At 39.8% G+C, this 25,448-nt stretch carries 21 protein-coding genes and 1 pseudogene; 1 reads left to right on the forward strand and 21 read right to left on the reverse strand.

The window, feature by feature from the left end:
• Positions 1-2: 2 nt before the first annotated feature.
• The 21 genes and pseudogenes from K5J94_RS08675 to K5J94_RS08775 all read right to left on the reverse strand — a co-directional run bounded on the left by K5J94_RS08675 (position 3) and on the right by K5J94_RS08775 (position 24,830).
• Positions 3-206 (reverse strand): YqgQ family protein, encoded by a 204-nt coding sequence (locus K5J94_RS08675; RefSeq protein ID WP_159543603.1) that lies wholly within the window; start codon positions 204-206, stop codon positions 3-5.
• 840 nt (positions 207-1,046) lie between these two features.
• A pseudogene (locus K5J94_RS08680) lies at positions 1,047-2,790 on the reverse strand (ABC transporter ATP-binding protein).
• Positions 2,783-4,525: an ABC transporter ATP-binding protein gene (locus K5J94_RS08685; RefSeq protein WP_221912951.1), complete on the reverse strand. Its 1,743-nt coding sequence runs from the start codon at positions 4,523-4,525 to the stop codon at positions 2,783-2,785. The pseudogene K5J94_RS08680 and the gene K5J94_RS08685 overlap by 8 nt, the downstream one beginning before the upstream one ends.
• Positions 4,526-5,121: 596 nt before the next feature.
• Positions 5,122-6,201, reverse strand: a complete 1,080-nt coding sequence (gene rlmN, locus K5J94_RS08690; protein ID WP_159563957.1) for a 23S rRNA (adenine(2503)-C(2))-methyltransferase RlmN — start codon at positions 6,199-6,201, stop codon at positions 5,122-5,124.
• 3 nt (positions 6,202-6,204) lie between these two features.
• Entirely contained in the window at positions 6,205-6,834 is a 630-nt protein-coding gene (locus K5J94_RS08695; protein ID WP_159543595.1) for a YutD family protein, read from the reverse strand.
• Between the two features lie 15 nt (positions 6,835-6,849).
• Positions 6,850-8,178, reverse strand: a complete 1,329-nt coding sequence (locus K5J94_RS08700; protein ID WP_221912953.1) for a bifunctional metallophosphatase/5'-nucleotidase — start codon at positions 8,176-8,178, stop codon at positions 6,850-6,852.
• A gap of 141 nt (positions 8,179-8,319) precedes the next feature.
• On the reverse strand, positions 8,320-9,285 hold the full coding sequence (locus K5J94_RS08705; RefSeq protein WP_159564378.1) for a substrate-binding domain-containing protein: 966 nt from the start codon (positions 9,283-9,285) through the stop codon (positions 8,320-8,322).
• A 75-nt stretch (positions 9,286-9,360) separates the two neighbouring features.
• Positions 9,361-10,302 (reverse strand): ABC transporter permease subunit, encoded by a 942-nt coding sequence (locus K5J94_RS08710; RefSeq protein WP_159548818.1) that lies wholly within the window; start codon positions 10,300-10,302, stop codon positions 9,361-9,363.
• 1 nt (position 10,303) lies between these two features.
• Positions 10,304-11,782: a sugar ABC transporter ATP-binding protein gene (locus K5J94_RS08715; RefSeq protein ID WP_159548821.1), complete on the reverse strand. Its 1,479-nt coding sequence runs from the start codon at positions 11,780-11,782 to the stop codon at positions 10,304-10,306.
• A gap of 18 nt (positions 11,783-11,800) precedes the next feature.
• Positions 11,801-12,199 (reverse strand): D-ribose pyranase, encoded by a 399-nt coding sequence (gene rbsD, locus K5J94_RS08720; protein ID WP_159543587.1) that lies wholly within the window; start codon positions 12,197-12,199, stop codon positions 11,801-11,803.
• Entirely contained in the window at positions 12,174-13,085 is a 912-nt protein-coding gene (gene rbsK / locus K5J94_RS08725) for a ribokinase (RefSeq protein ID WP_221912956.1), read from the reverse strand. The genes rbsD and rbsK overlap by 26 nt, the downstream gene beginning before the upstream one ends.
• 127 nt (positions 13,086-13,212) lie before the next feature.
• Positions 13,213-14,208 (reverse strand): LacI family DNA-binding transcriptional regulator, encoded by a 996-nt coding sequence (locus tag K5J94_RS08730; RefSeq protein WP_221912958.1) that lies wholly within the window; start codon positions 14,206-14,208, stop codon positions 13,213-13,215.
• Positions 14,209-14,605: 397 nt separating this feature from the next.
• Positions 14,606-15,655, reverse strand: a complete 1,050-nt coding sequence (locus tag K5J94_RS08735; RefSeq protein WP_159543581.1) for a SepM family pheromone-processing serine protease — start codon at positions 15,653-15,655, stop codon at positions 14,606-14,608.
• Positions 15,633-16,133, reverse strand: a complete 501-nt coding sequence (gene coaD, locus K5J94_RS08740) for a pantetheine-phosphate adenylyltransferase (protein WP_159548830.1) — start codon at positions 16,131-16,133, stop codon at positions 15,633-15,635. Before coaD ends, K5J94_RS08735 begins: the two co-directional genes overlap by 23 nt.
• Positions 16,123-16,662 carry a 16S rRNA (guanine(966)-N(2))-methyltransferase RsmD gene (rsmD, locus tag K5J94_RS08745; protein WP_221912960.1) on the reverse strand — a complete coding sequence of 180 codons (540 nt, stop codon included), beginning with the start codon at positions 16,660-16,662 and terminating at the stop codon, positions 16,123-16,125. Before rsmD ends, coaD begins: the two co-directional genes overlap by 11 nt.
• 474 nt (positions 16,663-17,136) lie before the next feature.
• Entirely contained in the window at positions 17,137-18,087 is a 951-nt protein-coding gene (arcC, locus tag K5J94_RS08750) for a carbamate kinase (protein WP_159548833.1), read from the reverse strand.
• Positions 18,088-18,100: 13 nt separating this feature from the next.
• Positions 18,101-19,435 (reverse strand): dipeptidase, encoded by a 1,335-nt coding sequence (locus K5J94_RS08755; RefSeq protein ID WP_159564376.1) that lies wholly within the window; start codon positions 19,433-19,435, stop codon positions 18,101-18,103.
• A 41-nt stretch (positions 19,436-19,476) separates the two neighbouring features.
• The gene (locus K5J94_RS08760) at positions 19,477-20,973 is read right to left on the reverse strand and encodes a YfcC family protein (protein ID WP_221912962.1); all 1,497 of its coding nucleotides are present in this window, start codon (positions 20,971-20,973) and stop codon (positions 19,477-19,479) included.
• Between the two features lie 106 nt (positions 20,974-21,079).
• Positions 21,080-22,093, reverse strand: a complete 1,014-nt coding sequence (gene argF, locus K5J94_RS08765; protein ID WP_159543569.1) for an ornithine carbamoyltransferase — start codon at positions 22,091-22,093, stop codon at positions 21,080-21,082.
• Between the two features lie 530 nt (positions 22,094-22,623).
• A complete protein-coding gene (arcA, locus tag K5J94_RS08770) occupies positions 22,624-23,859 on the reverse strand; it encodes an arginine deiminase (protein WP_159543567.1) in 1,236 nt (411 codons plus the stop codon).
• 287 nt (positions 23,860-24,146) lie between these two features.
• A complete protein-coding gene (locus tag K5J94_RS08775; RefSeq protein ID WP_159543565.1) occupies positions 24,147-24,830 on the reverse strand; it encodes a Crp/Fnr family transcriptional regulator in 684 nt (227 codons plus the stop codon).
• 144 nt (positions 24,831-24,974) lie between these two features.
• On the opposite strand from K5J94_RS08775, the gene K5J94_RS08780 reads away from it, so the two are divergent.
• Positions 24,975-25,448: an arginine repressor gene (locus K5J94_RS08780; RefSeq protein ID WP_159543563.1), complete on the forward strand. Its 474-nt coding sequence runs from the start codon at positions 24,975-24,977 to the stop codon at positions 25,446-25,448.

A 25,448-nucleotide genomic window follows, 5' to 3' on the forward strand; every position in this document is an offset into this window, starting at 1 on the left:
GCTTACCCTTCTTGTTCCCTTTCAATACGATGCTCGCGACGTAAGATTAATTCTGCTCGTAAATAGTCATCTTTGTCAATCAAGTTATTATCATAAAGGCGTTGCAATTCGATTTTCATCATCTCAATATCATAAAGACGCTTACCAAGATAAACATAAATCCCAAAACGCTTCAACAACTGTTGAACATCAAATAATGTTTTCATATGTTCACATTTTATCAAAATCTACAAGGCATTTCAAGCAAAGGCGCAAACGTTTGCTCTAGCCTTACCTCACTCATTTAAAGGCACTTGCCTTACTCGCTGGGTTTTGATAATATCGCACAGCTACGCAGTTTTTCTCCCTGCTTTGCCCTGCAATGACTAGCCTTTCACACAACGTCCTACAAAAAGCTAGCGCAATGCCAGAAAAAAATCGGCAACTAGGAGATGCATTGGGATAGAATTTTCGAATAAAGAGGTATGAGAACTTTACAAAAACTACTATGTTGGCTTTTAGCTTTTCTTAATTGTACAAGTGCATGGCCCAGTCTTTGGCTTTCTTTAGCTTGCAGTGCATGTTTACCTGGTTTTCTTTGGCTTTGGCCACTACCGTTAGCTAAGGCTGGGTTTTGGGTGCTTTTTACACTCCTACTTAGCATCTATGACTGGCACCAGCAATCGTTTCCCTTTATTTTTTGGTTCATACCAACTATCTGCCTGACTTGTGTCTGGCCTGCAAACCCAATCTTTTGGTGCCTGGTGGCTTTAGCTGTTATAGCTAGACAGCATCTAAGGAGCATTGGTCCTGGTGATTTTTTGTTCCTAGCTACAGCAGCCCTTCTCTATCCCTTTTTCGCGCTCTTGTGGGTACTACAGGTAGCCAGCCTACTTGGCTTTGTATATTGTCTTTTAAGCCAGAAAAAGCGCATTCCTTTTGTTCCCTTTCTCTCCCTTGCTAGCTATATTGTCTTTTTTTGGCAATAAAAAAACTGAGCTTAAGACAGCAGTTATGATTTCAAGGTAATCACACTTATCTTATTCTCAGTCAGTTAGTTAGTCATTTTATGTTTTCATCATACCAGCTTGTAACTGATACATCTTGTAGTAGGTGCCTTTGGCTGCAAGCAGGTCTTCATGCCGGCCGCTTTCAATAATTTTCCCTTTATCTAAGACATAGATACAGTTTGCATCTTGAACAGTTGATAAGCGATGAGCAATGGCAATGGTTGTTCGTCCTTTGCGCATTTTAGCAAGGGAGTTTTGCACCAATTGTTCAGTAGCCGAGTCAATATTAGCAGTTGCCTCATCCAAAATAAGAATCTTCGGTTTGCTTGCGACTGTCCTGGCAAAAGCAAGCAATTGACGTTGGCCTGTTGAAAAGCTCTGACCACGTTCTGATACCGCAGCTGCATAATGATCAGGTAACTTTTGAATAAACTGGTCAGCATCAACAAATTGCGCCGCTTCTTGGATTTCTTGATCAGTGATATTTTGATACATCTTGATATTGGAGGCGATGGTTCCATGATATAAAAAAGGCTCCTGCAGTACCAAACCAATGGCCTTACGCAGTTCTGCTGTGGCATATCGTCGAATGTCTACACCATCTAGTAATACTTGACCTGATTGATAGTCATAAAAACGCATCAAAACATTAATAATCGATGACTTTCCCGAACCAGTCGCACCAACAAAGGCAATGGTTTCACCTTTATTCACTGAAAAAGAAATATTATCGAGAATTTTTGTATGGCCATCATAAGAAAAACTGACATTTTTAAAGGCAATATCACCTTGTGTTACTGCTAAGTCCTCTGTCCCTTGTTGAGGCTCATAACCCGTTTCATCAACGAGGCTAAAAACTCGACCTGCTGAAACCATCGAGGTTTGCAGTGTTGAAAAATTCTGAGTGACTTCAATTAAGGGATCAAACAGTCGATTAATGTATTGGATAAAAGCATACATCAGACCTGCTGTTAAACCTCCCTCTAAGCCTTTAAAGCCAAAGTAGGTCATCAGTACGGCATAAGCCAGTAGCTTCAACAAAGACATAGCTGGACGAAGAAAGAGGCTATCTAGTGCGACGGAACGATTAGCATAAGCCACATGTTCTGCATTAATGGCTTCAAATTCTGCTTTTAAGCGCTCTTGTTGACCAAAAGCCTGAATGATTCTGATGCCCTCAATGCTTTCAGCTAACTTGGTATTAATATCACTCAGCAGACTCCTGGTTTTTGCTATGACGGCAACCGATACTTTGCGGTAGCTATTTACCAAAATAAAAATAAAGGGCAAAAAGAGCAACACCAAGCCCGTTAATTTAGCATCAAGGACCAACATAGTATACAAGGTCACACTGAAGATAAAGATAGCCGAAATAAAGCTGGATAAGATCCCCGAAAACATATCACTAAATGGCCTCGGTATCATTAGTAATCCGTGACACAATGGAGCCACCTGGTGTACGATCAAAAAAGGACATGCCTAGTTTTTGCATATTGGCAAAAGCATCTTGTCGAATATCACGAACAATACTGTAGGATACTTTGGCAAAAAAGAGGTTTCCTAAATACTGCATCACGCTTTGTAGGATATACATGCCATAATAGCCAAGCAGCAAAAGCAGAGCAGTTTGGTTGAGTGTGCTCAAGTAATGATCAATAAAATAGGAAGCAACCAAGGGAATCAAGCTTTTAACAACAGTAGTCAAAAGCAACAGCCCTAGGGCTAGTGCCGTGAGCCACTTATAATGCTTGAGATAGCTGAGCAAGCGCTTAAAGACTTGCCATTGATTAAGTTTAGGCATCAGCAACCTCCTCCATTTCCATTTGTTGAGCCTGATACGTCTGAGCATACCAGCCCTTGTTTTGTATCAAATCAGCATGACGGCCGCGTTCGATAATACGGCCATTTTGCAGTACTAAAATCAAATCAGCATGGACAACTGCACTGAGACGATGCGCTGTAATGATAGTTGTCTTGCCCTGGCGACTTGCTTTTAGGTTTTCAATAATGGCAAATTCTGTTTTGGCATCAACTGCTGAGAGCGAATCATCCAAAATCAGAATTTCTGGGTCCAAAATCATTGCCCGACTCATCGCAATGCGTTGTTTTTGCCCACCCGACAAGGCCACTCCTTTTTCACCAATTAAGGTATTAAAGCCCGCAGGCATCGCCATAATATCTTGATCAACATAGGACAATTGAGCAGCATGTTGCACAGCTTCTAAACTTAAGTCTGGATTACCAAAACGAATATTTTCCAAAATAGAGGTGGCAAATAAAAATTGATCTTGGGGCACATAGCCCATTAACGAACGTAGGTCTGTTAGCCGATAATCTTTAATATTATAGCCATTTAAGCTAATGTAACCATCTGTAACATCGTATTCACGCAAGAGCAACTTAAGCAGGGTTGTTTTGCCCGCGCCCGTTTGACCGACCAAGCCAAGGGTTTGCCCCTTTTCAAGAGCAAAGTGAATGGCTTCTAAAGTCTTTTCATCAGCATACTGAAAAGCATTAATTTCAAAGGCAATCTGCCCATTTGTAATGGTTGGCAAAGGATGTGCTGCCTCTTTAATATCACTTTCTTGTGCTAATAGCTCAGTAATGCGCTCATAAGAAACCGAACCCCTTTGCACCACGTTAAATAAAAAACCCACTGCCATCAAAGGCCAAACCAGCATATCTAGATAAGTAATAAAGGTGACCAAATTACCAATCGTGACCTGACCAGCTTTAATCATGACAGCCCCAACTAAAAGGGTCAAGGTATAGGAAGCTCCTATAAAAAGAAGGACAACTGGATCAAACATAACATCATAGGTCATGGTCTTTAGATTCTTATGAAAGGCTGCTTGATTAACCTTCTGAAAAGCGGCAACGTCATCTTCTTGGTAGCCAAACGATTTGGTTACTTTTATCCCTGCTACACTTTCTTGAACCTTATTATTCAAATCTGAAAATGCAGCTTGTGACTGAGCAAAAGCCTGGTGTGTTTTTCGTCCCAACCGGCTAGTAGCATATGCCATCAAGGGCAAGGGTAAAACAGCTATTAGGGTCATTTGCCAAGAGATCGTAAAAAACATCGTCACTAAGGTCACTAGGGCTGTAATCGAAGCATCAACTGCTGACATGACACCACCCCCAGCTAAGCGCGTTAAAGAATTAATATCATTGGTCGCATGCGCCATCAAGTCCCCCGTTCGATACTTTTGATAAAAAGATGGCGACATTTTCGTAAAGTGTTCAAATAAACGAAAACGCATAATCCGACCTAGACGGTAAGAAGTTCCAAAAATACACATCCGCCAAATATAGCGTAAACCATACATTAAAAATGCAACCACTACCAACCAAAAAAGTTGCAACAAAAGCTGACTTTTAGTTAAATCACCCAAAGTAATCGCATCAATTACCTGCCCCATTATTTTAGGTGGGATAAGGTTTAACAGCGCAACCACACTTAAAGAAATAATGCCGATGAGATAAGGTTTCTTTTCTTGTTTAAAAAACCACCACAGTTTGGAAATAATTGACATGGCTTTCCTTTCTACCTACTACTTTTTAGTTTTTTCTTCTACAGCTCATTTTATTTTGCACAGCTAAGAAAAAGTCTCTCCATTGGAGAGAACTTATGATTTCCTAATATAGTCTATTATAAAGCGATAGCCATAATATGCAAGCAATGCGCACAAAGAATTGGTTCATAAGTCAGCTGCCTCAAAGTTACGCTTCGCATCTAATAAGAGATCTATAAAAGTTGGATCTCTTCAGGGTCAGGCTCATCGCTAGGCTAAGCAAGAGGCTGCTGCGCACTGGGTTGTGAAAACGCTCAGTCCCAAAATGAAGCACAAAGACAAGTGGAAAAGAACAACAGCCTATTCAAAGTATTTTGTATAAACAGCCAGCCTGCTTGCTTGATGGTTTCGCTTTATCCCAAGGTCCAAAATGAGTTAAAAAGGGCCAATAAGAAAGGTAAGTGACCCCAGTAAATAATATGAGACGTCTGATATTGTAAAACCTGTGTGAACGGTCAAAAACACTGCAAGGCCAGCACATGGAGTAGAGAGCCACTAAGATGACTAACACATCTTTTTTTCTGTTCACTAATGCCTTTAGCAATTGCCGCATCTCCTTAGGCCTCTGCAACAATTTTTTGCCGATCTTTTTTCATGGTATTAGAGCGCAATTGACCACAAGCTGCATCAATATCAGTACCGTGCTCTTGTCGTACGACACAATTCACACCATTTTTCTTTAAAACATCATAAAAAGCTGATACGCGCTCTTTGGGACTACGCGAATACTGATCATGCTCAGAGACAGGATTATAAGGTATCAGATTGACATAGGATAATTTCCGAATTTTCTTAGTTAGATCAGCTAGTTCTTGAGCATGTTCAATATGGTCATTAACCCCATTTAACATAATATACTCAAAAGTCACACGCCGATTAGTCGTGTCAATATAGTATTCTAGAGCAGCAAATAACTTTTCTAGTGGAAAAGAACGGTTAATACGCATAATACTTGAACGTAGCTCATTGTTTGGAGCATGCAAAGATACAGCTAAATTAACCTGCACACCTTCGTTTGCAAAGTCACGAATTTTATGTGCTAAACCAGAGGTTGACACGGTAATGTGGCGCGCGCCAATAGCTAAGCCCTTATCATCATTAATGGTTCTTAGAAATTTCATCACATTTGTGTAATTATCAAAAGGCTCGCCAATTCCCATCACCACCACATGGCTAACGCGTTCATCTTGCCCACGTTGATCAAAGTAATGTTGCACCATCATAATCTGAGCTGTAATTTCGCCATTATTTAAATCGCGTTGCTTTTTAATTAAGCCGCTTGCACAAAAGGTACAGCCAATGTTACAGCCAACTTGCGTGGTTACACAAACAGACTGGCCATAGTGCTGACGCATCAATACCGTTTCAATCAGCATCCCATCTGGCAATTCAAATAAATATTTGACTGTCCCATCAGCTGATTCTTGAACTACCTTTTGTTTTAAGGGATTAACCACAAAGTTATCTGCTAAAAGCGTCACAAAATCCTTGGAAATATTCGTCATTTCATCAAAGGACTGAACTCTTTTTTTATAAAGCCAGTCCCAAATCTGCCTTGCTCTAAATTCCTTTTGACCATGTGTAAGAGTCCACTCTATGAGTTCATCGCACGTTAAACTGTATATTGAAGGTTTCATGAATTACTTATCTTTCTTTCGAATTATAAAATGAGAATTCTTTGTTTTGGCCATTTTCTCAGGCTTCGCTTCTGGGCTTGCTGATTTAGGACGGTTCTTTGGAGTCCTTTGCTTGCTAGTAAACGTCACACCTTTATCAGCCTTACCACTTTCTTTTTTCTGCCTTTTAGCTTTCTTTGCTTTATTAGATGCACCAGTGCGATTCGCATTAGTACTCCCCTTTGCGCCTCTGCCTCTGGAAGTCCTCTTACGGCGCATAGGACGCTCCTCTTCGTAAGTAACTTCTTTTGGATTTGGATTTTCAAGCACAAAATAAGCACAGCCAAAATTGCAAAACTCTTTGATGTAATCCTCTAAACGAGAAATACGGCTAGCGCGTCTTATATTGTCTTGGTCTTTATAGAAACCACGGATTCTTAATTGCTCATTACCCCAGTCTCCGACTAAATAATCATATTTCAAGAGAAAATCGGTGTAGCGTTGCCCAAAGTGCTTAGTGTCAAAGGCATTTTTAACATTTTCTACAAGATGAAACTCAATATCACCGCTTTTGACTACTTGATCTATCAAGACAAAATCCGGACCGGGAAATTTGTTGTAGTTAAACATGTCTTCTGAGATTTCTTTTTTCATGGAACTCCTTTCTAGTTATTTTTCTTTCAAATAAGTTGCCACAAGCTCACGTAACAAATCTGGAAATAATAGGATGGGTTCTTGCTTTTTAACTTGAGGAAAGTAAGAAGCAAAATAATAATGATCAACTAGCACCAAACGTATTTTTTCTTGATTTGCTATAACCCTTTTATTATACACTATTTTGCCATTTTTGTATGTAAAACCATTAAAGCGCAGCTGACCAAATTGCTTCCCGCGAAAACCCATACCATGAATGTCTTGATGCTCTAATAAGCGTGCCTGCTCCATAATATCACTACAAACATCTTGCAACTCAGCCTGATTCAACTCAAACACAACAAGCCGCATCTGGTGAGGTAAGGCTTGATGTAGCTGGGCCATGGTGAGATGTTGTGAAAATGGTGTCACAATTAAACCTGAATTAATAATAGAACAATCGGCTTTAGCATAGGCTTGCATAGCCTCCATAACCAGTTTTTCACTTTCACCTTGACTCAGATTATGTGTAAAATCAGTAACAACTTCTTGACTAAGCAGGACTATACCAGCTTGATACAAGTCGGCTATTTGTTTTTGGTCCTTGGGTTGACTGGACATGTGACTCATCTCATGTGCCTTAATGTCAATAGTGGTCAGTTGATGATTTTGCAATTGCAGCTTGATTTCACCAGCATACTGTCCGTATTTTCCTGCAGCAGCCAAGTAAACACCATTTAAAAAAGCTCCCTCAGGAAAAACATGATGGGTATGAGACCCAATGATGAGATCCAGTTTATCTACTTCTTCAGTGATTTTTTCATCCATTCGAATGCCTAGATGACTCAGTAGAATGCGGACATGGGCACTAGCCACTTCTGGGTTTTGTAAATCACTCTTTAGACAGCTAATCGGATCTAGAATTTCCCAACCATTAGGTTGATAGGTTGTATAGTAGGGAAAGGTATAGGCCAAAAAGGCAATTTTTGTCCCTTTCTTTGTCTCATAAATGTAATAGGGTTTAGCCCAGCTGGGCATCTGTCCTTTATCTCGCAGATTACCCAACACTACATGAAAGTCAGCTGCCTCATATACCTGATTGAGGGCCTCTTTTGGCAGCCCCACCCCTTCGTTATTTCCGATAGTTGCCAATTGAATGCCTAAACGATTCATCAAAGCGACATTAGCTCGCCCTCTAGTCGCTTCTGTCAGCGGATGACTACGATCAACATTATCACCTAAGTCACAACGAATCACCTCGGCAGTAGTATCTTGATAATTATGAAAATAACGTTCTAATTTGGGATAGGCTTCAAAATGTGAATGTAAATCATTCAAATGTAAAATGCGAAGCTCTTCTTGCATTTGCTCATCCTTCCTTCACACTAAGCCAAAGCTTGCTTGTTCTATTATACCATGTTCCTAAAGAGCTAACCGCCATTAAAAATAAGAATAAACAATAAAAAGCTAGGAATACTCAAGATTCCTAACTCTGCATTTAAGACATTACCAATTGTATTGATCAACATTGTCTTTAGTAACAAGATAAATTGGAGAAATGGTTTTCTTTGCAACTTTTTTGCCTTGGTAGTGATCAATGGCGGCTTGAATGGCAATTTCACCCATTTTAGCAGGTTGCTGGGCAATAGTAGCAGATAGGTCCCCTTTTTTAATGGCATCATGCGCATCAGGCTGCCCATCAATCCCAACAATCAAAACATCTTTCAAGCCAGCGGATTTAACAGCTTGAGCTGCTCCTAAGGCCATTTCATCATTTTGAGCAAAGATTGCTGCAACTGCTTTGTTACCTTGAATCATATTTTGAGCAGTATTCAAAGCCTTGGCACGGTCAAAATTGGCTGATTGACTGGAGAGAACACTCAGTTTTGTTTGTGCGACTGTTTTAAATCCCTTACCACGGTCAACTGTTGCTGAAGCCCCAGGGACACCTGATAATTCAAAAGTTTTAGCTTGTTGGCCCCGGGTTTTAACAATATAAGCGGCAGCCATTTTCCCCGCTGCCACATTATCAGAAGCAACAGTCGTTAAAACCTGTCCTCCTTCACTTCCACGGTCAATCAAGATTACAGGAATATTAGCATTGTTTGCTGATTTAATGGCTGAGACTACTGCTTTGGAATCGACAGGATTAATCAAGATAGCATCTACATTTTGGCTGATAAAATTTTGAATGTCATCTGCTTGACGAGCAGCATCATCTTGTGCATCAGCAACTTTTAAACTTAGCTTTTTGTCATCCGCATTTTTGACGATGCCATCTTTCATAGCTACGAAATAAGGATTATTTGTTGTCGAAATCGAAACACCCAATTTCAAATCTTTAGCAGCTTTTTTTGTCACTACTTTACTGGTTTGACTTGATGAATTCCTAAGACCAGTCTTTCCACAAGCACCAAGAACTAGAATCATTGATAGCAGCGCTATAAAACCTAATTTTTTTCTAAATGTCATTGCTTACTCCTTTTCGAATACATAATATACAAGACCTGTTCGCTTTTTTAGCAGAGTACCTGGTCTGAGCTCATTTTATTTTGCTACTTTAAAACGATCAAGCAAAACAGCCATTAAGATAACAATCCCTTTGACCACTTGTTGCCAAAAGGCTGATACACCGATAATGTTTAAGCCATTGTTAAGAACACCAATAATCAGTGCCCCAATCAAAGTTCCAATAATCCGACCTTTACCACCAGAAAGCGAGGTGCCACCAAGCACTACAGCAGCAATGGCATCCATTTCATAACTGGTTCCTGCTGTTGGCTGTGCTGAACTTAAACGAGAAGTGATAATCAATCCAGAAACTGCCGCCATCATCCCAGAAATAGTGTAGATAATAATCTTAACCTTGTTTAGCTTAACACCTGAGATATATGCTGCTTTTTCATTTCCTCCTAGCGCATACACAGATTTCCCAAATGCCGTTTTATGTAGCAAAATATACAAAATAATAAACACAATAAACATGAGAATGACCGGAAAGGGAATTCCCACAATATAACCTTGACCTAAGAATTGGAACCAAAAGTTATCTGATAACCCCTTAGTAATAGGATTACCATTGGAATAAACCAAGGTTATCCCCCGAAAAATCGTCATGGTTGCCAAAGTCACAATAAAGGGAGCAAGCCTGCCATAAGAAACGAACAAGCCATTTAACATGCCAAATAAAGCCCCCAACCCCAAAGCAAGTAAAATAGCAAGACTCACCGGAACACCACTGCCAATCATACCTGCTGTTAAAGCACTTGAGAGAGCTAAAATGGAGCCAACAGATAGGTCAATCCCGCCAGTCAAAATAACAAAGGTCATCCCAAAAGCAATAAAACCATTAGCAGTTACTTGTAGCAGTAAGTTGAGCAAATTATTAGTCGTTAAAAAATTTGAATTAATGACTGAGATTACCACCATTAAAACAATCAATGCAATCAGAGTGGTTAACTCCGAAATGTACTTTATAACATTTTTCACCTTAATTTCCTCCTGTGGCCAAGTGCATCACTCTTTCTTGAGTGGCCTGTGCTCGACTCAATTCACCCATCATTTTTCCTTCATGCATCACCATGATGCGATCGCTAACGCCAAGCACTTCTGGAAGATCAGAGGAAACCAGGATAATCGGCACACCTCGATCGGCCAACTCATTCATGAGCTGATAGATTTCACGCTTGGCACCTACATCGACACCGCGTGTTGGTTCATCTAGTATTAAAACTTTAGGTGCGATACCAATCCACTTAGCTAAAACAACTTTTTGTTGGTTGCCACCGGATAATTTTCCTACTGGCAAAGCTGGCCTTCCTGATTTGATGCGCAAGCGATCAATTAATTGTTGGACAAACACTTGACTAGTCTTTTCATCAAAAAGTCCATGTTGACTGAAATCTTTCGTGCTAGGCAAAGTCATATTATCTTTGATACTAAAATCAAGAATTAAGCCTTCATCCTTACGATTTTCAGTCAAAAACCCTAACCCCTGATTAATAGCCTGTGATGGGTTTGCTATGTGAACTTGGCGACCATCAATTTTAATACTACCTGATTTTTTCTTATCAATGCCAAAAATAGCCCGCATGACCTCTGTACGACCAGACCCCATTAGTCCAGAAAAACCCAGGATCTCACCTTGACGTACATGAAAGGAAATGTCCTCAAAAGTCTCCCCACTAAGACTATCTACTTCAAAAGCAATCTCTCCAATCTCTGTATCTTTTGTTGGATAATAATCTTCTAATTGACGACCAACCATTTGACGCACCAATTCAGCAGCTGATGTGGCTTGAGTCTGTTTTGTATCAACAACAATACCATCTCGCATAACCGTGACAAAATCTGTTATTTTAAAGATTTCTTCCATCCGATGGGAGATATAAACAATGCCAACCCCCTGCTCTTTTAGGTCACGAATTACTCGAAAGAGATTGTTAGTTTCTCGGTCCGTTAAAGCAGCCGTAGGCTCATCCATAATCAAAATAGAAAGTGGATTAAGTAAGCTTTTAGCAATTTCAATCATCTGTTGTTGACCAACAGATAAGTCACCAATCGGTCGATCTAAAGGAATGGTTACTTTTAAGCGTGCAAAAACTTCCTCAGCCTTTTGTCGCATTAATGTTTGATTTAATAGTCCCAAAGGTCCCTTTATTTCTCGACCTAAAAAAAGATTTTCCAGTACAGTCATTTCTGGCCAAGTATTCATTTCCTGGTGGATAAAGCTAATGCCAAATTGCTCTGCTTCTTGAGGATTAGCAAATACGCGCTCTTGGCCATCAATGTAGATAGTGCCAGAGCTAGCTGGAAATAATCCTGTTAAGATATTCATGAGCGTTGATTTTCCAGCTCCATTTTCACCCATTAAAGCATGAACCTGTCCAGAATATAATTCTAAATCAATTCTTTCAAGCACCTTATTGCTACCAAATGATTTAGAAATGTTGCGCATATCAATTTTCAAAGAGGGCACCCACCTTTTCTAAATGATAACTCCAGATTGTAAGATAATATTCGAATAAGGAGTGTTTTCACCTGTTCGAATCACCGCTTTGACAGCTTGATTTAAACCCTTAAACTCCTCATGCGAAACATACTCCACAACAACCTGATCATTAAATTTTGCTAATAAAGTAGCCAATTGTTCCGGATTAGCCGTTTTTATTTCCTCAGCTAAGATAACTTTCTCAACCAGAATATTGTCAAGATAGACATCAAGAACTTCCTGAAAATTCGGCTGTCCTAGCTTAAGTGCCAAATCAATTTTTGCCACTCCTTGTGGCACAGGCAAACCTAAATCACTAATACAGACACGATCTGTATGTCCTAAATCAGCAGCTAATTTTGCGACTGAACTATTCAAAATGCCATGCTTTTTCATAAGCGGGATGCTCCTTCATTTCTTCTAAACTGGGCATGCCTCCTTGCGCCCCAAATTTTTGCACCGATAGATGCGCAGCCAAGGTTGCAAACCGTAACGCCTGAGTAAGCTCTAAACCTTGGGCAATGGCATAACCTAACGCTCCATTAAATGTATCTCCTGCTCCAGTAGTGTCAATCGCTTGCGCTTTGATAGCAGGAATATGTTGTACCTGATTTTTACTGGCATAGGTTAACCCTTTTGAGCCTAGCGTAACAATCAATTTCTCTGGATAAGTCAACAAAGCCTCACTCAAGTTTTTATCAGGAAAAAGCTCCTGACACTCATGTTGGTTCGGGGTAAAATAAGTCACCAAATCCAGCATTTCTAGATCTGTTTCTCGTGCCGGCGCTGGATTGTAAAGGACCGGAATCTGATGCTTCTGACAAAAATGAGCAATCTGCAGATTAGCATGATGTGGAATCTCATTTTGTAAAACCACTAATTCAGCTGCAGTAATCACTTGCCACTCATCCCGCCATTGATTAGGGTCAACAAGACCATTAGCTCCCGGGTAATAGATAATACGATTATCTGACTGATACAAGGTGATTTGGGCAACACCTGATGGTGCTGGTAACGTTCCCACATGCTGCGTACAAACGTGATTTGCTGTCAGATTAGCTTGTAAAAGAGGGCCAAATGAATCTTTCCCAACTGCACCAAGCATGGTAATCTGGTCGCTTTTATTGCTTAAGCGACCAATTGCAACCGCCTGATTAGCTCCCTTTCCACCAGGTACCATTGAAAAACTATCCCCAACGACAGTTTCTCCTTCCTGAGGTATCCGGCTTGTTTGCATGACTAAATCCATAGAAATGCTTCCTACAATGGCAATATTACTCATATTTTTAAATCATTCCTTTCGTTTCACTCAAGGCATAACACCACAGATTCAACGCAGATTAATTTCAAAAATCAGGTTTCAAGACCTCTTTTTAGTGCACCCAAAATTAGGACAAACAATAAATCAATTAACTTTTATTTTTTTCAAACTTCCTCCTTATGGTCTCGCGTTCCACATAGTGAACAGGTAATTTGATACGCTTATCTTCCACAGGAATTTGATTGGCAATTTTATAAATAAGCTCAGCTGCATATTTTCCCATAGAATAAGAAGATTGATGAATGGTTGATAAAGAAGGATAGGTAAACCGGCTCATCATAATATCATCGTAACCCATAACCTGAACCTCCTCTGGAATTTTTTTACCCAGTGCATGTAGCTCATGAATATAGGCAATCGCATGAATATCAGATGGAGCAATAATGCTATCAATAGCTTGTTCCTTAGTCAAAATCACCTGAGCTTCTGCCTGAATGGACTCAAACTCAAAAGACTGGCTGTCATAAATAGTGACCTTAGCAGAAGTTTGCTGCAAATAGGCTAAACTGGATTCAAAGCGTTCATTGATATTTTCTGCATAATCAAGCGGACCTCGAATCAGTAAAACATGATTAGCCCCAGCTTCAGCTACAGTCTTAGCTGCCAACCAACCGCCATATTTATTGTCTGAGTAGACACCATAAGTGGTATCTTGTTCAATGCGGTCAACCACGACCACAGGAATCGGCAGGTTGGGAAATTTTTTAGTAAAATCATGCGTGGTGATAATACCAGCGGCATTATTTTGCAACAAAACATTGATATATTCTTCTTCCAAGCTTTCGCTGCTAGCAATATTGCCCAACATTACTCGATAATCTTTTTCCTTTAGAAAAACTTCTGCTCCTCGTGCCAGACGAGGAAAGAAAGGATTAGAAATATCAGGTAATAACAAACCTACTAATTGATTTTTTTTCGTTTTTAGGGACTGCGCTAATATATTAGGGCTATAATGCAATTTATCGATAGCTTGTTTAATCTTAATTGCAGCTTCTGCTGAAACATAACCATTTTGTGAAACATAGCGTGAGACAGTAGATTTAGATACTCCAGCCTCTTGTGCAACTTGTTTAATTGTGACCAAGTGCCTCCTCCTTGTCGTTGTGAAACCGTTCTCACAATCCATATTGTAACCGGTTTCTTTTTGCTTGTCAATCAATTTTCCAAAAAATTATAAAAGTTCCCATTCAAGGAAATAACGCCTCCCTATTTAATGCTTAATCCTCTGCTATCAACAACCACTAGAGCCTCTACTTCGCTTATTTGGCGGCAGAACTTCTGCCCAGCTGCTTACTCATTTGTATTGCCTGCTTCACAGCTTTAGTTCAAAAATGCTCAAAGGCTTACTACTTCCTTACAAAAAAAGCTTGAAGAAAAGGACCTTCTAATAGATCTTTCTCCAAGCTGACATTGTTTATAGATGCTTTAGCTTAAAGCACTATACTAACCATTTTCCTCAATTCACAAACAGAAATTAAGGCTTAAGAGGTCTTACGAAGGTAGCTTATCGCATCTTGCACACTTGTAACAGGAATAATTTTCATATCCGTCTTTAATTGCTTAGCAGCTCGTTTAGCTTCTTCGTAATTGGTTATTGCTTTAGGGTCTTGCTTTTTAATCTGGGGATCAACAGGATTATTCGGAACAAAGAAAATGGTTGCCCCTTCTTTAGCTGCTGCTACTACTTTCAAACCAGCACCACCAATATCTCCAACTTTACCATCGGGCTGAATCGTTCCTGTGCCAGCAATTGTTCTTCCTTTGCGTAAATCCTCATGGTTCACCTGATCAAAGATGGCAAGGGTAAACATGAGGCCTGCACTAGGTCCTCCTACTCCTTCAGTCTTAAAGTCAACATGATCATTGGTTGCTGTTTTTACTTTAGTATGGTCTGTCAGGCCAATACCAATACCATTTTTTCCATTTTCAAGTTTGATAATTTTTCCTTTTTTGGATTCTTTTTGCCCCGCTGATTCAAACTGAACGCTGACCTTTGAACCCAACTGTAAATGAGAAACATAATCCACTAACTCTTTAGAACTCTTAAAAGCACGGCCATTGACCCCAGTCACTGTATCGGCAATATTTAAAATCCCCTTAAATGTTGATTTTTTATTGATGTCAAGAACATAGACGCCTAGGTAATCGAGCGATACCGGCTTTTTAGCCAATTTGAAGGCCTGATAAATAGCCTCATTTTGAGAAGTTTCCATAAAAAATTGGTTAATCCGCAGATAATCTTCATCACTATAGCCGCCCGTTGTGTCTTTAGCAGACGAAATTTCGGTAAAAGGGGTCATCCAAGCATACAAGAGCTGGGCCACAGACGCCCGACTCAGGCCAACAGCTACAAATTGGTAAGCTCCTTTAGCCTTATCTTTTTCATTGTTAACTGTTAACACCGATTTTATATCATAGGCACCCCCTGGCATCTCTACATAGTAAGGCAGAGGGAAAAAAAGAAAAAAGAGTAAGGCAATCAAGCCAAAAAGCGTTGCCAACCACCATTTAAAGCGTTTTATAAAAGTCATTTCGTTTCTCCACTTCTAATTGAACAGCCTTAGGAACAAGACCAGCTATGGGGGCCTGAAAATGAATTAATTCTTTAACACGACTTGAGCTAATCGCCTGTAAGTCCCGTCTGGCTAGAAAATAAACTGTTTCCAGTTGAGGAGCCAGCCGCTGATTAAAATACTCAAGGCCCGCTTCATATTCGACATCCGTTACATTGCGTAAACCCCGCACCAAATGCGTCGCTTCCAGCTCTTTGGCCAAATCAACGGCTAAAACGTCTTGAGCAGAAACCACCGTCACATTTTCAAACCGCGCTAGCGTCTCTTTCAAGACCTTAACCCGCGTTGCTATATCAAAAAAGCTCTTTTTCTCAGGATTATAAAAAACACCAATGTACAAGTGTTCAAATAGACCACTAGCACGTGCAATAATATCCATATGCCCATTTGTCACCGGATCAAACGAGCCTGTATAAAGTCCAATTTTACCTGACATATACCGTCACCTTACTTATTCCGTATGTTTTTTCTTTCCAAATGCCCAAATTAGCCACTGCTTCTGGTAGAACAACTGCCTTATCAATTTCACACACGACCACAACTTCTGGGCCTAATAGCTGGCGCTGCTCCAGAGCTTCAATGGTTGCCACAATCGTTTCTTGTGCGTAAGGAGGATCTAAAAAAACAAGATCAAAGGTACCGGTTAGCTGAGAGATAGCCTGATTGGCATCCATTTTCAGCAGTTTAAAGTGCTCATCGGCCTTTGTCATGGCAATATTAGCTGTCACAATCGCCTGCGCTTTACGATCGCGTTCGACCAGAATAGCTTGAGACATCCCACGCGAAATGGCTTCAATGGCTAAGGCACCTGAACCTGCAAAAAGATCTAAAACACGACCTCCTTCAAAGAAAGGGCCAATCATATTAAACATTGCCCCGCGAACCTTATCAGAAGTGGGACGAGTTGTTTTACCTGGTAAAGTCTGTAAAGGCCTGCCGCCAAATTCTCCTGCTACAATTCTCATAGAGCTATTATAACAAAAATTTGCCTGATGCAAAGCCTTGAATTTTCTAATTGGCTTCCAAAAAGCTAGTCTGTGAGCTTTTTAGCTTTTGAACGGCCCAAGGTACAATTTTATTTAGCTGGCACTAGCTTCTTTTAGCAGCTAGTCAAAAAGCCATAGCCTTCTCTCAGTTCTTTTGAATCACATAAGCTTTTTGCCATTACTAGCTCTTTTAAAGCTTGCCTGACCTGAGTTCAGCTGGCTCTTATTCTCTTGCCACAGCACAGTATTTTTGCCTTTTTCATTTCTGTAGTGACTCTTATCATTTAGACGAAGAATGTACCAAATTGCTGTTCATTTCAGTGGAGCTTTTCACCTACACCTTTGGCTGGCAGGCTTACCGCCTTGAATATAAAAAAATAGCCTGAAGAAAATCACGTCAAAGAGTTCTTTTCTTCAAGCTACACTAAAGATATGATTTGCTGGTCAGCTCAATTAACCAGCGATAATAGTGGTACCTGCGCCAGCAGATAAAACATTATCAATATTTTCAAGTGACGTAATGATTGCTTTAGCATTTGGCTTATTCTCAACAAAAGCAATCGCTGCTTCGACTTTTGGCAACATGCTACCTGGCGCAAACTGGTCTTGTGAAATGTATGCTTTCATTTGAGAAACAGTCACTTCTTCTAATTTTGTTTGATCAGGTTTATTATAGTTAACATAGACATTGTCAACCCCTGTCAAAACGATAAAGAGATCGGCATCTACAAGTTCAGATAAGGTTTGACTAGCAAAATCTTTATCAATAACAGCTTCCACACCAGTAAGTTCCTTGCTTGATGGATCTTCAACCACTGGCACACCACCGCCACCGGCAGAAACGACAACCACACCTGAATCTACTAGGCTTCTAATAACACTTGCTTCTTTTATACCAACTGGTTTTGGCGATGGAACGACCTTACGCCAACCACGACCAGCATCCTCTTTAAAGGCAGCGCCTGTTTCTTCAGCTTGTTTTTTGGCTTCTTCTTCTGACAAGAACGGTCCAATTGGTTTTGTCGGATTGGTAAAGGCTTTGTCATCTTTATCAACAATAACTTGTGTAACTACCGCAGCCACATCTTTATCAATGCCTTGCGCTTTTAGCTCATTATCTAGAGCATTCACAAGCCAAAAACCGATACTTCCTTCAGTCATGGCTACACAAGTATCAAGTGGCATTGCTGGATTTTTCTCACTGTCAGCCGCAGCTTGTTGTAAGAGGAGGTTTCCTACTTGAGGGCCATTCCCGTGTGTCACAATAACTTCATTACCATCTTTAATTAATTTCACAAGTGATTTAGAGGTTGAAATTAAGGCTTCTTGTTGAGCCTTAGCTGAGGCGTCTGTTGAAAGAATGGCATTGCCACCTAGAGCTACAACGATTTTTTGTTTTGACATGTATTTATTCTCCTTATGAGCGCGTAAGACGATATATTGCTTCGGCGTAGATAGCCATTGCTTTATAGGCATCTTCTAAAACGATATTTTCATTTTCTTGATGTTCGGTTTGAACAGAATCAGGGAAAAGCGCACCAAAAGCTACACAGTTTGGCATAGTTCTTGCAAAGGTTGCACCTCCTGAAGAAATAGCTGGGCTTTGATCGCCTGTTTTTTCACGGTAAACCGCCATTAGAGTTGTCACCAGTTCACTCTCAAGTGGTACATAGAGGGGAGCTAAATAATCAAATTCTTCATAGCTTAATCCATATTCACTGGCTTTTTGGCTGAGCTGTTCCACTAGTTTAGCCTTATCAGCTAACACGGGAATACGAATATCTAAACGAATTTCGCTCCTTTGTGGTGTTAGGGTCAAACCAGCAGTGTTAAAACTCAAAATACCAGATGGTTCATCCTCAACTGGACCAAAAATGGCTAAACCACGGCCGTCTTCATCTATCACATTAGCTAAAAAGTCAATCGTTGAATTCTCAACAACCTTATTGAGGGCTTTAGCTAAGCGAATCAGAGCATTGATACCATAAGGAGCATCTTTGGCATGTTGAGCTAAACCATAGACAGTGAGTGCATCGTCTTTTAAAACATATTCAAATTGATTCTGATCTAATTCTTTTTGCACAGCAGCTAAGTAGTCTCCCTGATAAGTAGCGCGTGCTGGGACAACATTGTAGGCATTACCCACTTCAAGTTGCAGCTTATCAGAACCCTCACCTACTAATTTAGCTTGCAAGAGCCCTTTTTCAGCATAGATCAACGGAAAACTAGAATCTGGAGCAAAACCATAGGTCGCTGTCTCTTCCACTTCATTATAGCGGTTCATACACCGCCACAAGGTTTCTTCATCCGTACCAAAAATAAAGCGAATCTTTTTATGAAAGGTTACACCCGCATCCATTAAGGCCTTAACGGCATAAAGAGCCATCATGGTTGGTCCTTTGTCATCCTGTGTCCCACGGCCATACAAATGACCATCTTTTTCCACACAATCAAAAGGGTCAGTCTTCCACAGATTTCTATCACCTTCTGGGACGACATCCAAGTGACACAAGATAGCTAAGGTCTCCTTAGCTTGGCCTACCTCAGCATAACCATAATAACCTTTAGGGTCAATATAAGTGGTAAAACCTAAGTCTTCACAAATACTTAAGGTTTTTTCAAGCACATCTTGGATAGCTTGACCAAAGGGTGTTCCATTTTCGCCTTCATTAGCTACTGAAGGGTAAGATACAATTGTTTTAATGGCTTTAACACAAGCTTCTTTTATTTCGCTTGTTATATAGTTTTCCATTTTTGTTCACCTCTATTTCTGCGAATGGAGTGTCTCTTTTATTAAATGAAGAAAGTAGCAATGAGTAAGAGTGCTAAACTGATAACCATTACCATAATGATAAATTTAGCAACAAATTTCCACCAAGTAGCAAGATCAACCTTACCAAGCGCTAAAGCCCCCATCACAATCGCTGAGGTTGGTGAGATAATATTAAGAACACCAGATGCTGATTGGAAAGCTGTTATAACGAGATGGGCTGGAACGTTTGAGAAATGGCCAAGCGGTGCCATGATTCCCATCGTCGCTCCCGCTAATCCTGATGTTGATGGAATAAGGAAGGACATTGGTAAATAGAATAAATAGGTTAAGGTAATAAAGACTTGAGAGGAAAGTCCAGAAAGACCATGCTCACCCCAGTTCAAGATCGTTGCCGTAATCATCCCGCTATTCATAATAACTTGGATACCACGTGCAATTGCACAAATCATAGCAACCCCAAGAAGATCTGCAGCACCTGCTAAAAATGAACTAATAAAATCATCCTCAGACATTCGGTACACAAGCGCAACCAAAATCCCCATCATGATAAAGAGCATGGTGATTTCTGGGAAGTACCATGTGCCAAAAGCTGCTGCTGTTTTTCCAAAAATTGTACCAATAACAGGAAGACCCGTAAACCAGGCGTTGATGTCATTAAAGAGGGTAATATTAAAGTTTTCCCAAGGAATCAAACTTAAAATCATGATGGCAAAGGTTATAATAAAAATCCAAAGGACTTTAACCTGACGTTTATCCATTTCCATGTTTTGATTTTCAAGCTTAAACAATTCCCGGTGTTCATCAATCTTATCAGCAACTAGTGATTTGCTTGGATCCTTTTCCACCTTCACAGCGTAGCTATGAACATACCAAATTGCTAAGGCAACTAAAATCACCCATTGGATAACCCGCCAGATAATACCATCAGCAATGCTAATATGAGCCGCATCTGCTGCTACACCAGTTGCAAAAGGGTTAATCGTTGAAGCCAAACAGCCAATCTGTGAACCAATCAAAATGACAGAAACAGCGACCAGTGTATCAAACCCAACCGCAATCATTACTGGAATTAAGAGAGGGTAAAAGGCCATTGTTTCTTCACCCATCCCATAAGTTGTTCCACCAAGTGCAAAGATAGGAATCAAAATAGCAATCAGCATTTTTTCCTTGCCTTTGTTTTTCTTTACAACAGAAGCAATTCCCTGATCCAGGGCACCCGTTTTGTTCACAACACCTAAAAAGCCACCAACCATCAAAATAAAGAAGGAGACTTGGATCGCGCCATCGGTTGTTTTTGTTCCAAGCATACCACGTACAGGCGCCATGAAGACATCATAAATCCCTTGAGGATTAGCTTTTACAGCATGGTAAGTTCCTGAGATAACCGTCCCATCTTTAGCCGTTTCATAAGCTCCGGCAGGAATGAACCAAGTCAAAACAGCCATGATTGCTATAATGATAAACAGTACTGTATAGGAGGAAGGGAGTTTGAAGCCCCGTTTTTTTTGTTCTTCCATTATCATTTACCTCTATGATAAAAAATATTAAAAAATCGCTCTGGTTCTGGTGATTGTTGCCAGTTCCAGAACGATCTTTAATAGTAGTTAAAGTTTCGTAGTTTAATTAGACTTTTGGAATAAATAGATTTCCTAAAGTGGCTGCCATAACAGCCTTAATGGTGTGCATACGGTTTTCAGCTTGGTCAAAGTGACGAGCATATTTGCTACGGAAGACTTCATCAGTAACTTCCATTTCACTAACACCGTATTTTTCAGCAACGTCTTTACCGTACACAGTATTGGTATCATGGAATGCTGGTAGGCAGTGTAAAAAGATGAGGTTTTCATTGTTAGCTTTTTTAATGAGATCCATGTTGACTTGGTAAGGTTGTAGCAATTCAACACGTTCTTTAAACTTATCTTCTTCTCCCATTGATACCCAAACATCTGTATAGAAGACATCTGCGCCCTTAACAGCTTCGTCTGCGTTATCAGTTACAAGTACATGAGCTCCTGACTCTTTTGCATAACCTTCAGCAAGTTTAACAATTTCTTCTGACGGGAAGAGTTCTTTTGGTGAGAAGATATGAACATTAACACCCATTAATGTACCTGCTACCAATAGTGAGTTAGCAACATTGTTACGGCCATCACCACAGTAAACAAGCGTGATACCTTCAAGTTTGCCAAAGTTTTCTTTAACTGTTAAGTAGTCAGCAAGCATTTGTGTTGGATGCCACTCGTCTGTTAGACCATTCCATACTGGAACACCTGAATATTCTGCAAGTTCTTCAACCATACGTTGGCTAAAGCCGCGGAATTCAATCCCATCAAACATGCGCCCAAGAACTTTTGCTGTGTCTTCTGTTGATTCTTTTTTGCCAAGTTGGATGTCATTGGCACCAAGATATTCAGGGTGTGCTCCTAAGTCAATTGCCGCAGTTGTAAATGCTGCACGCGTCCGTGTAGACGTTTTTTCAAACAAGAGGGCAATATTTTTACCTTCTAAATAGTGGTGAGGAATACCACGTTTTTTAAGGTCTTTTAAATGGGCAGCTAAATCGATTAAATATTCAAATTCAGCGCGGGTAAAATCTTTTTCTGCTAGGAAACTACGTCCTTGAAATACTTGAGTCATCTACATCTCCTTTGAGTTATTAATGAATTACTTATTTAATGGTTAGTATCACTTTGCGCCCTCCAATAGTTAAACAGCTAAAAGTAACGTCAAACTTTTTACCAAGAGGGGGAAAACAGGCTCTATCAAACGGTGTGACTTGCCCTTCTAAGGATACTTGGGCCCTTTATCAAAAGGGATAACAGTTAAAACACTATGAAATAAGAGCGGGTCAAAGCCATGCCTAGGCTTTACTGGATGATTATAAATATACAATAATGCAGCAGATTTATCTCCTAGATTCTACAAGAAAGCAAGACTTGTTAGCTGCTTGACTACATTGCCAATTGATTTTCGTTTGAAAGCGCACATGAGAAAATCTTTAGTTGTTGCAAACAAGACAGCGTGTATACAAGACTATTACTATAATTATCATCAAATTCAGTGGCTTTGTCAATAACTGTTTCTAATAATAATGCGATAATAGCCATAAAGCTTGACAATGCCGTGAAATAGCTTTGCAAAACCGGCTCTTATTTCGATAGGGAAAGTTAAATATCTTCTCGTTCAAAAGGCATGGACATACAACGAGGCCCACCACGTCCGCGGACTAATTCGCTTCCTTCAACCTTAATTAAGCGAAGGCCTTTTGATTCAAGAATGGCATTGGTAATGGTATTACGGTTATAAACCACGACAACACCAGGTGCGATGGTTAAGGTGTTAGAACCGTCATTCCATTGTTCACGACCAGCAGCAACAATATTGTCACCACCACAGCGAATCAAATCAACTTTTTCAACACCGAGATTTGCGGCAAGTAGTTCAGCAAGGTCGCCCTTTTCTTCAACGATTTTGAGTTTTTCATTTTCGTAAGTAACTGAGTAAACGCGAAGGTCGCCTTCAATTTCTGGGTGAATGGTAAATTTATCATAGTCAACCATTGTAAACACAGTGTCTAAGTGCATAAATTTACGGTTATTGGCAAATTCAAAGGCAAGAACCTTCTTGAAACCAAGATTTTCTTTAAAGATATTTACCAATAATTTTTCAATTGAGGCAGCATCTGTACGTTGTGAAATACCAACAGCAAGTACGTCTTTAGAAAGGATGAGCTCATCGCCACCTTCTATCCGGGTGTTTTCACTACGGTCATAGACCATTGGCACAGCACCATTACCATATACTGGGTGATAGGTGAAGATATATTTACCATAGAGCGTTTCGCGGTTACGGGTTTCTGAGAACATGTGGTTAAGAGAAACGCCTTCTCCAATGGTTGCAAACGGATCCCGTGTGAAGTAGAGGTTTGGCATTGGATCAATTGCAAATGGGTAATCAGATTCAACTAAATCGGTTAGACCTTTTGCGTCAGCTGGGATTTCTGGAAGTTCTGATTTTTGAATACCAGCCATTGATTTATCAATCAATTCTTGATTGTCTTTAATGGACATAAGCAATTCGCGAATAGCTTTTTTCGTTTCTCGTCCTCTGATGTTTGCTTCAGAAATGTATTCATCAATAAACTGTTCACGAATGTCATCATTAATTAAAGATTCAGCAGCCAATTTTTCAAGATAAAGCACTTCCACACCTTCTTTACGAAGAGCTTCTGCAAAGGCATCGTGCTCTTTTTGTGCTGCTTCTAAGTAAGGAATATCATCAAAAAGTAAACGTTCAAGATAGTCTGGCATTAAGTTTTCAATTTCTTTACCAGGTCTGTGAAGCATTACTTTTTTTAGTTTTCCAATTTCTGAATAAACATGAATTGGTGATTTAGCAGTCATTTGAATTACCTCTTTCTAAATAGATAAGTCGTTGTGAATTCACAGGTCAAGATTATGTTACTCCTGCTCATAGTTTTAGTATAATTTGTAAACGGTTCAAAAACAGGAAATTCATCACGTTATTTTGTATGATTTCTGACACTTTTCGTCGCGGAAATGCATACTTATTAATTTGAATGCGTTTACTTGTAAGTTTTTTACATTATTCGACAAAAGTTTATACTTATTAATTCGAATTAATTCGAAAAAAATATAAAAAAACAGTAAAAAATACTACATTTTACTGTTTAATGTGTAAATTGGAGAAAATAATCCTTATCCAGATAAGTTAAGTATTTGCCTTTAATAGCAATACGTCGCTCACGCTTGAGTCTACTCATGACATGGCTGACAGTCTCACGCGTCGTTCCACTCATATTAGCGATCTCAGTTGAGGTTAATTGAAAAGGAAGCGTATTAGTTGTCTCTGTTCCCATTTCGATTAATAAAATAGCAAGGGATTGAATAACTCGAGAACTAGCGCTTGAAGTGATGAGGTTACGTACTCGTAGCTCATGCAATTCCAATAATTTGGATAATTTTCCAAAAAGATGCAAGATTTGCTGCTGATTCGTCAAGGAATAGCGTTCAAAAAGCTCTGCTGGCATGTAGTAATAAGAAACATCTGTCATCGCCACCACAGAAAAATGGTACCTGGCATCTGTAAAAATACCGCCATAGGGAAAAATCGTGCCATGCCGAATAAAGTCTGTGTATAGGAAGGAACCTGACTGATCGCTTTGTTCCACCCGGAAATAGCCTTTATCAACAATAAATAATTTATCGCGAACATCCCCTTCAAAAAAGAGAACATGCCCTTTTGGCACTCGTCGGTACTCCATTTGACCAGCAATCTTATCAAAAGCTTCAATAGAAAAATACTTAAAATCATCTAATTTTCTTAGATATTGATAATCTTCCCTCTTAAGCAAGGCCTACCTCCTATTTTCACTCATCTTATTTATTCTACCACAAAAGAAAGCTTTATGTAAGCGGTTCAGAAAAAACTTTACAGCTAGTGGCCTTTTTGCTATACTCAAAACAATAATCAAAGCTTAAAAAGGGGTCTTTCATACATGAACAAAAAAGAAACGCGTCATCAACTAATTCGTTCTTTAATATCAGAGACAACCATTCACACCCAACTAGAGCTCCAAAAAAAATTAGAAAAAAATGGGATTCATATCACACAGGCTACCCTATCACGAGATATGAAGGAATTAAATCTTGTCAAAGTGTCCAATGGAACAGAGACCCACTATGAAACTTTAGCTATTTCACAGACGCGTTGGGAACATCGCTTGCGCTTTTATATGGAAGATGCTCTCGTCATGCTAAAAGTTGTGCAACACCAAATCGTCTTAAAGACCTTACCAGGACTTGCCCAATCATTTGGCTCCATTTTAGATGCTATGCAAATCCCAGAAGTTGTGGCAACTGTGTGTGGCGATGATACCTGCTTGATTATTTGTGAAACCAATCAGGAGGCTCAGGCTTGCTTTGAACGACTTAGCCACTACACCCCGCCCTTTTTCTTTAGCAATAAATAA

The organism is Streptococcus halichoeri, assembly GCF_019774635.1.
GTDB classification, from domain to species: domain Bacteria; phylum Bacillota; class Bacilli; order Lactobacillales; family Streptococcaceae; genus Streptococcus; species Streptococcus halichoeri.

What these genes read in the sequence shown, in the direction of transcription:
- K5J94_RS08780 (WP_159543563.1), top strand. Translation starts at nt 24,975, where the DNA reads ATGAACAAAAAAGAAACGCGTCATCAACTAATTCGTTCTTTAATATCA.
- K5J94_RS08695 (WP_159543595.1), bottom strand. Translation starts at nt 6,834, where the DNA reads ATGAAAAAAGAAATCTCAGAAGACATGTTTAACTACAACAAATTTCCC.
- K5J94_RS08700 (WP_221912953.1), bottom strand. Translation starts at nt 8,178, where the DNA reads ATGCAAGAAGAGCTTCGCATTTTACATTTGAATGATTTACATTCACAT.
- rlmN (WP_159563957.1), bottom strand. Translation starts at nt 6,201, where the DNA reads ATGAAACCTTCAATATACAGTTTAACGTGCGATGAACTCATAGAGTGG.
- coaD (WP_159548830.1), bottom strand. Translation starts at nt 16,133, where the DNA reads ATGTCAGGTAAAATTGGACTTTATACAGGCTCGTTTGATCCGGTGACA.
- K5J94_RS08755 (WP_159564376.1), bottom strand. Translation starts at nt 19,435, where the DNA reads ATGGAAAACTATATAACAAGCGAAATAAAAGAAGCTTGTGTTAAAGCC.
- K5J94_RS08735 (WP_159543581.1), bottom strand. Translation starts at nt 15,655, where the DNA reads ATGACTTTTATAAAACGCTTTAAATGGTGGTTGGCAACGCTTTTTGGC.
- K5J94_RS08675 (WP_159543603.1), bottom strand. Translation starts at nt 206, where the DNA reads ATGAAAACATTATTTGATGTTCAACAGTTGTTGAAGCGTTTTGGGATT.
- rsmD (WP_221912960.1), bottom strand. Translation starts at nt 16,662, where the DNA reads ATGAGAATTGTAGCAGGAGAATTTGGCGGCAGGCCTTTACAGACTTTA.
- arcA (WP_159543567.1), bottom strand. Translation starts at nt 23,859, where the DNA reads ATGACTGCTAAATCACCAATTCATGTTTATTCAGAAATTGGAAAACTA.
- K5J94_RS08760 (WP_221912962.1), bottom strand. Translation starts at nt 20,973, where the DNA reads ATGGAAGAACAAAAAAAACGGGGCTTCAAACTCCCTTCCTCCTATACA.
- arcC (WP_159548833.1), bottom strand. Translation starts at nt 18,087, where the DNA reads ATGTCAAAACAAAAAATCGTTGTAGCTCTAGGTGGCAATGCCATTCTT.
- rbsK (WP_221912956.1), bottom strand. Translation starts at nt 13,085, where the DNA reads ATGAGTAATATTGCCATTGTAGGAAGCATTTCTATGGATTTAGTCATG.
- rbsD (WP_159543587.1), bottom strand. Translation starts at nt 12,199, where the DNA reads ATGAAAAAGCATGGCATTTTGAATAGTTCAGTCGCAAAATTAGCTGCT.
- argF (WP_159543569.1), bottom strand. Translation starts at nt 22,093, where the DNA reads ATGACTCAAGTATTTCAAGGACGTAGTTTCCTAGCAGAAAAAGATTTT.
- K5J94_RS08705 (WP_159564378.1), bottom strand. Translation starts at nt 9,285, where the DNA reads ATGACATTTAGAAAAAAATTAGGTTTTATAGCGCTGCTATCAATGATT.
- K5J94_RS08685 (WP_221912951.1), bottom strand. Translation starts at nt 4,525, where the DNA reads ATGTCAATTATTTCCAAACTGTGGTGGTTTTTTAAACAAGAAAAGAAA.